The organism is Bacillus cereus group sp. Bc031, assembly GCF_027716265.1.
GTDB classification, from domain to species: domain Bacteria; phylum Bacillota; class Bacilli; order Bacillales; family Bacillaceae_G; genus Bacillus_A; species Bacillus_A paranthracis.
The window spans coordinates 19,639-30,749 of record NZ_JAQFUL010000063.1 but is presented as its reverse complement, the minus strand read 5'-3'; the positions used below and the strand labels follow the sequence as shown (position 1 = coordinate 30,749).

Sequence of the window (11,111 nt, the reverse complement as noted above, 5' to 3'; positions counted from 1 at the left end):
CTAGCTAGCTTTTTAGAAAGAATAACGTTTTTTGTCACTTGGGGGTAGTGAAAATTCTTAAGTTGATGGGCATGGGTAATGCTGTACCAACTGAGAAATATGAACTTGAAGAACCTACAGAGAAAAATAAAAACACCCTAAAGGTTCATTTCAAACAATCAATTAATTCACCTTACTATATTATCTTTAAAACAAGCCTTGATGGTGAACTTATCCAAGGCACCTACAAAAACGAGGCAGAGTTAAAAGATGGCTCTAAAATTGTAAACACTCTTAAAGGTGATGCTCAAGTAAATAAAGGTGGCAGCTTCGTTACTAAAAAAGCTGTGCAAGATGACAACTATATTAATTGGAGTATTGCAATTAATGAAAGCCAATCGACCATTGCAGACGCAGTTGTAACAGACGATCCAACAGACAATCAAGTACTTGTGGAAGATTCATTCCACTTATATCCTACAACTGTCGATTACTATGGAAATGTAACAAAAGATACAGCAAATGAATTAAAACAAGGAACAGACTATAAACTCAAAATAACAACAGACAATAATACCGGAAAGCAACATTTTGAAATTGCTTTCTTGAAGAAAATTGATCGAGCTTATATTTTAGAATATCGCTCACTTATTAATGCAGACGATAAAGAAAAAGTGAGTAATAAAGCAAAAATCGCTGGCAATCAGTTAACAGTTAAGAACACAGAAACTACTGAAACGATTGAAGTGAGAATGTCTTCGGGTTCAGGCGGAGGATCTGCTACTAAAGGTCGTGGAAACCTTGAAATTATAAAGGTAGATAACGACAATAAGAACACTCTATTAACTGGGGCAGAATTTACTTTATACGATCGTACAGGTAAAACTGTTATCCGTAAAATTACAACAGATAAAGACGGTATCGCTAAATTTAATAACTTAAAACGCGATAAATATTTATTAAAAGAAACAAAGGCTCCTGAAGGCTATGTAATTAGCTGGGATTTAAAACAAGGGAAAATTGTTGAACTTGGTACACAAGAGACTACAACATATAAACTTGCAAATAAGAAGTTTGTCGGGAAAGTAGTTTTAACAAAGTCTGATGACCTGAACAAAAACGTAACACTGCAAGGTGCCGTTTTCACACTACTTGATAAAGATAAAAAAATAATTTCAGAACACGAAAAATTAACAACAAATAACAAAGGACAAATTACTGTAGATCATTTAAAACCAGGAACTTACTACTTACAAGAAACAAAGGCTCCTGAGCATTATAAATTAGATGATCGACTAATTGAGGTTAAAATCGCGGAAGATCAAACAACAGTAATAAACCGCACTGCAACAAACAGCTTGATTCCAGGTTCGGCCATTTTAACAAAAGTCGATAAAGATGGAAAAACTTTAGCAGGTGCGGAGTTCAGTGTACGAGATCGACATAACAATGTAATTCGTGGATATGAAAAATGAACGACAAATAATAAAGGACAAATTGAAGCAAAAGATTTACGCCCTGGAGACTATCAATTTGTCGAAGAAAAAGCTCCTAAAGATTATGACATAGATAAAAACCAATTGAGTTTACAATTGTAAAAAGTCAAAAGAAAGCAGTGACTGTTACTGCGACAAATCACCTCATTAAAGGTGGCGTCACTTTAACAAAAACTGATGATATCGATGGTACAGCTCTTGCAGGTGCTGTATTTAAAATTGTCGATGCTAATGATGAAAAGAAAGTCATTCGCGAAAATGTAACAACTGGTGCGGATGGTAAAGTAACTGTTAAAGACTTAGAGCCTGGTACGTATAAATTTATTGAAACAGCTGCTCCTGAACATTACGTTTTACGAGCAGAACCTATTGAATTTACAATCGATAGAAGTCAGAAAGAAACTCTACTTGTGAAAGCTGAAAATGCTTTAAAACCAGGAGATGTTGAATTAACGAAAGTTGATGATATCGATGGTACAGCTCTTGAAGGTGCTGTATTTAAAATTGTTGATGCTAATGATGAAAAGAAAGTCATTCGCGAAAATATAAAAACTGGTGCAGATGGTAAAGCTATCGCTACCGGCTTACGCCCTGGCGATTATAAATTTATCGAAGTGACAGCACCGAAGTATTACGATAAAAATACAAATCCGATTAAATTTACGATCACAGAAAGTCAAACGACGTCGGCTACTGTTACTGCTAAAAACAGCTTAACAAAAGGCGGTATTGAATTAACAAAAGTGAATGCTGCAGATGAAAAGGAAACACTTGAAGGTGCTGTATTTAAAATTGTTAATAGAGATACAAATGAAGATGTTCGTGCGGAACTTGTTACGAATAGTGAAGGAAAGTTAGTTGTAGACGACTTACGTCCTGGTAACTATAAACTTATCGAAACAAAGGCCCCAACTTATTACGATGTAAATGTAGAACCTATTGAATTTACAATCGAAAAAGGACAACAAAAACTTCTTCCACTTACATTTAAAAATAGTTTAACGAAAAGAAAAGTTAAACTTATTAAAGAAGATGATGTGGAAAGTAGTATCGCTCTTGCCGGCGCAGTGTTCACATTACAAGACGCAACTGGCAAAGAAATTGCGAAAGATTTAAAAACAAATGATTACGGAGTACTAGTTATTCCTGATTTAGCACCAGGAGATTATCAATTTATTGAAACATCAGCTCCTGAACATTATAAATTAGATCAAACACCTATTAAGTTCACAATTAAAAAAGGTAGCAAGGATGATCTTCCAGTCCCTGTCACTGTAACAAATAGTTTACTTACAGGTGGCGTTACTTTAACAAAGGTTGATGACGTTGATGGGGCTACTCTTGAAGGTGCAGAATTTATCATTGCTGATGCTCATGATACGAAAAAGGTAGTTCGCAAAGGATTAACTACCGATGAACATGGTAAAGTTTCTGCTTCTGATTTACGTCCAGGTGACTATCAATTTATTGAAGTAAAAGCTCCAAAAGACTATGACTTAAGACAAGATCCTATTCCGTTCACTATCGGAAAAAGTCAAAAAGAAAATATTAGCGTTACCGCTACTAACAGCTTAACGAAGGGTGGCATCATTTTAACCAAAATCGACGACATCGATCGTACAATGCTGAAAGGTGCAATCTTTAAAGTTGTTGATATGAATGGTAACGAAGTTCGCACAAACCTTGTTACAGATGACGATGGTGAAATTTCTGTTTCCAATTTACGTCCGGGTGACTATCAGTTTATTGAAACAGCTGCTCCTGAACATTATGTGTTAGATGAGAAACCGATTCCATTTACAATTGAAAGAAGTCAAACAGAGAAAATTACTGTTACAGGTAAAAATACGTTAAAAAAAGGTAGCGTTGAATTAACAAAAATTGACGATATTGATACTGATACGAAGCTCTCTAATGCTGTATTTAATTTATTAGATGCAGACGGAGAGATAGTTGAAGAAGGCTTAAAAACAAATGATGAGGGAAAAATTGTTGTTGAAAATCTACGTCCTGGCACGTATCAATTCGTTGAGACAATAGCTCCTGAACATTACGATTTAAATAAAAAACCGATCAAATTTACAATTAAGAAAAGCCAAACTGAAACTCTTCATATTACGGCTAAAAACGCTCTAACAAAAGGTGGCGTTGAACTTTCTAAAGTAGATGACATCGATGATACTAAACTTGAAGGTGCAGTATTTAACATTGTTGATATGAACGGTACTGTAATTCATAAAGATCTTGTTACAAATAATAAAGGAAAAAATCGAAATCGATGACCTACGTCCGGGTGATTATCAATTCATCGAAACGAAAGCTCCTAAGCATTACGTTTTAGATGAAACGCCAATCCATTTCACTATTGAAAAAGGACAGAAGAAAACTATTTCTTTAACTGCTAAAAATAGCTTACAACAAAGTAGTATTGAACTACTTAAAGTAGATGATCTAAACGATCAAATGAAACTTTCTGATGCGGTATTTAATTTACTAGACCAAAACGGAAAAGTGCTTAAAACAGATTTAAAAACAAATAATGTAGGAAAGATCGTTGTTGAAAATTTACGTCCTGGTACGTATCAATTTGTCGAAACAACCGCTCCGAAACATTATGATTTAGACAAAAAACCAATTGTAGTTACAGTTGAAAAAAGCCAAAAAGATATTGCTACTGTTACTATGAAAAATAGTTTAACTAAAGGTGGAGTTGAACTTTCTAAAGTCGATGACGTCGATGGTACTACTCTTGAAGGTGCGGTATTTAACATTGTTGATATGAAGGGTACTGTAATTCGCAAGAGTCTTACTACCAATTCACAAGGTAAAATTAGCGTTCCTGACCTACGTCCGGGTGATTATCAATTCATCGAGACAAAGGCTCCGAAACATTACGATTTAAATAAAGAACCAATTCCTTTCACTATCGAAAAAGGACAAGCCGAACCGATTTCTGTTACTGCTAAAAATAGTTTAACTAAAGGTGCGGTAGAACTTTCTAAAATGGATGATATCGACGGTACAGCTCTTGAAGGTGCGGTATTTAACATTGTTGATATGAACGGCAATGACGTTCGCACTGGCATTACGACAGATGCGAAAGGGAAAGTTTCTATTCCTGATTTACATCCTGGAGACTATCAATTTATTGAAACAACAGCTCCTAAGCACTATAAACTAGATGCTACACCAATTAAATTTACAATTGAGAAAAGCCAAGCAGAGAAGTTACAAGTCACTGCTAAGAACAGCTTAATTGAAGGTGCGGTAGAGTTAATTAAAGTGGATGATATAAATCCAGATACAAAACTTTCTGATGCAGTATTTAACATCATTGATGCGAAAGGTAAAATTGTTCGCACAAATTTAACTACTGATAAAGACGGGAAAGTTTCTGCTTCTAATTTAAGACCAGGAGATTATCAATTCGTGGAAACGAAAGCTCCGAAACATTATGATTTAAATAAAACACCTATTCCTTTCATTATCGAGAAAAGCCAAACAACTCACGTTTCTGTTACTGCTAAAAATGGCTTAACTAAGGGTGGCGTTGAATTAACGAAAGTTGACTCTTTAGATGCGAAAGAAACGCTAGAAGGTGCGGTATTTAAAATTACTGATATGAACGGTAATGATATTCGTACGAATTTAGTTACCAATAAAGACGGAAAAATCATCGCTAAAGACTTACAACCTGGAGACTATCAATTTATTGAAACGAAAGCTCCGAAACATTATGACTTAAATGAAGATCCGATTAAGTTCACAATTGAAAGAAGTCAAACAAAACATGTCTTCGTTACAGCTACTAACAGCTTAACGAAAGGTAGTGTGGAGTTAATTAAAGTGGATGATGTTGAAGAAAACACAACACTCGAGGGTGCGGTATTTAAAATTGTTGATAAGGATGGACACGACGTCCGTACTGATTTAACTACTGATAAAAACGGTCATTTAGTTGTGGATGAATTACCACCAGGAGACTATGAGTTTATCGAAACAAAAGCTCCTACTCATTATGACTTAAACGAAACACCTATTAAGTTCACAGTTAAAAAAGGACAAGAAAAAATTGCTTCTGTTACTGCTAAGAATAGCTTAACGAAGGGCGCTGTGGAATTAACGAAAGTTGATGACGTCGACGGCTCTACTCTTGAAGGAGCTATCTTTAAAATCGTTGATATGAACGGCAATGACGTTCGCACTAATTTAACTACTGATAAAGATGGCAAGATTTCTGTTTCTGATTTACGTCCGGGAGACTATCAATTCATTGAAACAAAGGCTCCTACTCACTACGACTTAAATCAAACTCCTATCAACTTTATCGTTGAAAAGAGTCAAACCGCTACTGCTTCTGTTACTGCTAAGAATAGCTTAACAAAAGGTGCTGTAGAATTAACGAAAGTTGATGACGTCGACGGCGCTACCCTTGAAGGCGCAGTATTTAAAATCATTGATATGAATGGCAATGACGTTCGTTCTGATTTAACTACTAATAAAGATGGCAAGATTTCTGTTTCTGATTTACGTCCGGGAGACTATCAGTTTATTGAAACAAAGGCTCCTACTCACTACGACTTAAATCAAAACCCTATCAACTTTACTGTTGAAAAGAGTCAAACCACTACTGCTTCTGTTACCGCTAAGAATAGCTTAACGAAGGGCGCTGTGGAATTAACGAAAGTCGATGACATCGACGGCTCTACTCTTGAAGGAGCTATCTTTAAAATCGTTGATATGAACGGCAATGACGTTCGTTCTGATTTAACTACTAATAAAGATGGCAAGATTTCTGTTTCTGATTTACGTCCAGGAGACTATCAGTTTATTGAAACGAAAGCTCCTACTGGATACGATTTAAACGCTAAGCCAATTCCTTTCACTATTACGAAAGGACAATCTCATGTTACTTCTGTGACTGCTTTAAATAGTTTAACTACAGGTTCAATGGAGTTAACTAAAGTTGATATGGATCACAATGGAACACTTGATGGTGCCATTTTCAATATTTTAAATCAAGATGGAAAAGTAGTACGGGAAGGTTTAAAAACAGATGGGCATGGTAAATTAATCATAAATGATTTGAAACCTGGTAATTATCAACTAGTGGAAACAAAAGCTCCTGAAGGCTATCAATTAGATGCATTACCAATAAGCTTTACAATTGAAAAAGCCCAAGCTGCACCACTACAAATTACAGTTTCAAATAAAAAGATTGAATCTTCATCAGGTGGAGATAATGAATCAATTACTCCTCCGAATAAAGAAGAGAAACCAGGTAAGGAAACTTCCGAAGAACTAGAAAAAGAGAATCCTGAAACACCTGGTACAGAAACTTCTGAAGAACTAGAAAAAGGAAATCCTGAAGCACACGGTAAAGGAACTTCCGAAGAACTAGAAAAAGGTAACCCTGAAACACAAATAAACAAACAGCAAGATGACCGAAATACGGGTAAAGAACTTCCAAATACAGGTCACAAAAAAGATTCTACTCAAACAGTAGGTATCTTACTTCTACTAGCTGGTTTGTTAAGTATTTTAGCTACAAAACGAAAAAAATATTATTAATAGTTTTTCACACCCAATCAAGTGAACATTTGATTGGGTGTTTTTTTATACAAAAAAGGACGATACATAGAGTATCGTCCTTTTAACGGGGTGAGGCTGTCCAAAAGTACGGAAAACCTTTGAACAGCCTCGTATTTTCATATGGATGCCTTACATATATCACTGATGATAATTATGAAATGCGGAAACATATTTATCATCACATGATTCAAACACGAGAAAAGAAACCCTACAGTGGATTCTTTTCTCTACATAATCTAAAGTTTGGGTACACTAGATTCATGCAATGTAGGAGCTTTCCAAATAGAAAGCGAACCTTCGTTTAAAATGATAGCATACATATCTCCGTCAAAAATATGCAAATGTGCATATAGCGTTTTTTATTTCTCAATGTCAGAATATTGAAAAATAATAAAGGTAAGGGTAAAATGAAGTCGTTATCCGTCTTCTTTTGTCAGTCAGAGAGAATAGAAGAATAGGAGAGGAAAAAATGAAAAAATCTTTGAAACAAAAAATAGTAAGCTCTTTGCTTGCTGTATCACTCGCTGTTAGCTTAGCTCCGATTGGACAAGCCAAAGCTGATTCCACTTCAGAAATCACACAGACTTCATCTATTACAAAACAAGTTGATGCAAGCCGCGCTATCGAACACATCCGTTTCTTATCCGAAACAATTGGCCCTCGCCCCGGTGGAACAAAATCAGAGGAATGGGCTTCTCGCTACGTTGGTATGCAGCTTAAATCAATGGGCTATGAAGTAGAATATCAACCATTCCAAGTGCCGGATCAATACGTTGGATTTATTGAATCACCATTATCCACAAAGCGTAATTGGCAAGCTGGTGCTGCTCCTAACGCACTAATTTCTACAGAGGCTGTTACGGCTCCTCTTATCTTTGTTCAAGGTGGGACAAAATTAGAGGATATCCCAAATGAAGTAAATGGAAAAATTGTTCTATTCGAAAGAGGAACAACAGTAGCTGACTATAATAAACAAGTTGAAAATGCCGTTAGCAAAGGAGCAAAAGGTGTTCTTTTATACAGTTTAATTGGTGGACGTGGAAACTACGGACAAACTTTCAATCCCCGCCTAACGAAAAAGCAATCTATCCCTGTCTTTGGTCTTGCTTATGCGCAAGGAAATGCATTTAAAGAAGAAATCGCTAAAAAAGGGACAACAATTCTTTCCCTAAAAGCGAGACATGAATCTAATTTATCGTCATTAAACGTCATTGCTAAAAAGAAGCCAAAAAATAGTACAGGTAATGAAAAAGCTGTCGTTGTAAGTTCACACTACGATAGTGTCGTTGGAGCACCTGGAGCAAATGACAATGCTTCTGGTACAGGGTTAGTATTAGAGTTAGCACGCGCTTTTCAAAAGGTAGAAACTGATAAAGAAATTCGTTTTATTGCTTTCGGTTCTGAAGAGACTGGCCTACTTGGTTCCGATCATTACGTTAATAGTCTATCCCAAAAAGAACGTGACCGGATTTTAGGTGTCTTTAACGCAGACATGGTTGCAACAAATTACGATAAGGCGAAGAATTTATATGCTATGACGCCTAACGGTTCTCCAAATCTTGTAACAGACGCAGCCTTACAAGCAGGTAAACAATTAAATAATGACCTCGTTCTGCAAGGAAAATTCGGCTCTAGTGATCACGTGCCATTTGCTGAAGTTGGGATTCCGGCCGCCCTATTTATCTGGATGGGTGTCGATAGTTGGAATCCATTAATCTATCATATCGAAAAGGTATATCACACACCTCAAGATAACGTATTTGAGAACATTTCACCTGAACGTATGAAAATGGCATTAGAGGTTATTGGAACAGGAGTTTATAATACACTTCAAAAACCTGTCGCTCAAACTGAACAAAAAGCTGCTTAGTCATTTAAAAGACCACCGATTTTTATCAGTGGTCTTTTATTGAGAAAAAATATATATGCATAAAAGCATATTTTCTCCTACTCATTATCGTATACAATATTAACTGTAACAAAAATGATTACAACAATTAAGGAGGCTTTTCTACTATGAAAAAAATGATTTTAGCCGGTGCATTAACTTTAGCAGGAATTACTGGTGCTACCGCGTTTATTCCTGAAACAAAGGCCGCTGCCGCTACTCAAGAACAAAGCTTTACAAAATTTTATTCTTTGCAAACTGGAAGTAGTTCTGAACAAGAACCTGTTTTCCTTCAAAAGGGACAAGAGTTAACAATTCAACCTAACAGCAAAACCCCTAGTTACAGTGTTTATGACTCAAATCATAACCTTATTGGACGTTATTCTGATGGCTACGGCCGAATTTTCACTGCAAAAGCAGATGGGAATATGTACGTTCAATTTCATGCACCTTATGTTTACTATAGTCCTGTTAGCTTTTCGGTTACGTATACAATCCAATAAAATAAAGGGCCCTTCCCAAGGGCCTTTATTTTGTTTCCCAATTCACTTTTACAAAACCATCTTTCACCATTAAACCACTTATACTAAATACATACTTTTCATTCGCTTTCAATGTAGCTTTAAAAGTACCTTTTTTCGATTCACAGATCTCTTTTAACTCTCTTATACCTTCTCCTTGCCTTTCATACAAGCTAAAGCATAAATTCCCACGTTTTGCATCCGTCTCATAAGAAAATGTTACTTCTGTATCTTTTGCATACTCAAGTTCAATATCTTTGCCAGCAATATCCCATGATGAGAATTTTGCCTCGTAACTTGTCTCTCCTTGCTTCTCATTTTCTAAATATATATCTCCTGCTCTCCAGGCATCATCTAACGTCTGTGCAAAAGTAAAGCCACTAAGTAATACAAACATTGTACTTGCCAATATCGCAACTAATGTTACCTTCTGCTTTTTAACAAAATTCATCCTATATTCTCCTTCAACTTTCTTTTTACTTCTTCTCACCATATATAATAAAAATCCAATAAAGAATGGTAATATAACTGCTAAAACACTCCACCCTTTACTCATTTGATGTGCTTTCGCATCTGTATATACCCATGATGCAACACATATTAACAGTGCTATAAAAGCTAAAAGCATTGTCACTCCAGCTACTTCAAATATTACAAACGGATTAGCGAACTCTTTCATGTAATTTATACTCCTTCTTTAAAAATGACTGTATTACAACATATATCGGAATGTATACGTGCATCGTAATAACAACTGCTATAATAATTGGAATTTTGTTATCTAAATGAGTAACAAATTGTTCTATAACAACTGTTAATAAAACAATCCAAATGGCGTGAATATAAATCATCCATCTCTTCTCTAACTTCTGAGCCTTTCGCACGCCCTGCTTCGTGTTATCTATCAGCTCTTCGCTTGGAGTTATCTCTTCTGCTAAGCTACTCTTTATCTTTTGTTCAAATTTATCTTCCTTCATAAACGAACCCCTCCAAATGTTCTCGCATTTGCTTCTTCGCATAATTAAGGCGGTATTTCACCGTACCAATTGGTATATTTAATATTTCACTCATTTCTTTGTAAGAATATTGTTCATAGTAGTAGAGTACGAGCGCTGTTTTATATTTTTCATTTAATAACTGTATAACTTCTCGTATCATTTCTGCTTCGACTTTTTGAATGAGTTCTTCTGATATATTCACATCATCTGCAAACTCTATTTCTCCATCATCTTCTTTATGAAATAAATCCAATACACGATCTTTCCATCTTTTCTTTTTGCGATAAAAATCATAAAATGTACGAACACAAATTGTAATAATCCACTTTTTATAATTCTCCACGTAAGAAAGTTGGTGCCGCGATGAAAAAACTTTTATCCACGTCTCTTGAAAAATATCTTCCGCGTCTTCTTTCGTCTTCGCTAACTTATAGCATAAGGAATATATTTGCTGCTTATATATATCAATTAATTCTTCTACCTTTTCTTCCATCGGAAACCTCCTGTCATTTATATAAGACGACGCAAATTCTCCTTTTGTTTGATAAAATTTTATTTTTTTATTATCTCCATACAAAAAGGCAATCACAACATCATGTGATTGCCTTTTACTGAAAGCGAAAAATCGGCTCCGCTT

The 11,111-nt window shown here is 35.5% G+C and carries 5 protein-coding genes and 1 pseudogene; 3 read left to right on the top strand and 3 right to left on the bottom strand.

Annotated elements, in window-relative coordinates; all coding sequences use genetic code 11:
• Positions 1 to 74: 74 nt before the first annotated feature.
• The 3 genes and pseudogenes from PDQ33_RS20945 to PDQ33_RS20935 form a co-directional block, all read left to right on the top strand.
• Positions 75 to 7,046: pseudogene (locus PDQ33_RS20945) on the top strand (SpaA isopeptide-forming pilin-related protein); the annotation flags it as partial.
• A 490-nt stretch (positions 7,047 to 7,536) separates the two neighbouring features.
• The gene (locus PDQ33_RS20940; RefSeq protein WP_270756515.1) at positions 7,537 to 8,937 is read left to right on the top strand and encodes a M28 family metallopeptidase; all 1,401 of its coding nucleotides are present in this window, start codon (positions 7,537 to 7,539) and stop codon (positions 8,935 to 8,937) included.
• Between the two features lie 146 nt (positions 8,938 to 9,083).
• Positions 9,084 to 9,458, top strand: a complete 375-nt coding sequence (locus tag PDQ33_RS20935; RefSeq protein WP_074532662.1) for a hypothetical protein — start codon at positions 9,084 to 9,086, stop codon at positions 9,456 to 9,458.
• 25 nt (positions 9,459 to 9,483) lie between these two features.
• On the opposite strand, the gene PDQ33_RS20930 is transcribed toward PDQ33_RS20935, so the two are convergent.
• Genes PDQ33_RS20930 through PDQ33_RS20920 form a run of 3 tightly spaced genes read right to left on the bottom strand, consistent with a single transcriptional unit; the run spans position 9,484 to position 10,967 of the window.
• The gene (locus PDQ33_RS20930; protein WP_270394247.1) at positions 9,484 to 10,155 is read right to left on the bottom strand and encodes an anti-sigma factor; all 672 of its coding nucleotides are present in this window, start codon (positions 10,153 to 10,155) and stop codon (positions 9,484 to 9,486) included.
• Positions 10,139 to 10,453, bottom strand: a complete 315-nt coding sequence (locus PDQ33_RS20925; protein WP_074608062.1) for an anti-sigma factor — start codon at positions 10,451 to 10,453, stop codon at positions 10,139 to 10,141. The genes PDQ33_RS20930 and PDQ33_RS20925 overlap by 17 nt, the downstream gene beginning before the upstream one ends.
• Positions 10,440 to 10,967: an RNA polymerase sigma factor gene (locus PDQ33_RS20920; protein WP_270394248.1), complete on the bottom strand. Its 528-nt coding sequence runs from the start codon at positions 10,965 to 10,967 to the stop codon at positions 10,440 to 10,442. Before PDQ33_RS20920 ends, PDQ33_RS20925 begins: the two co-directional genes overlap by 14 nt.
• Positions 10,968 to 11,111: the final 144 nt, after the last annotated feature.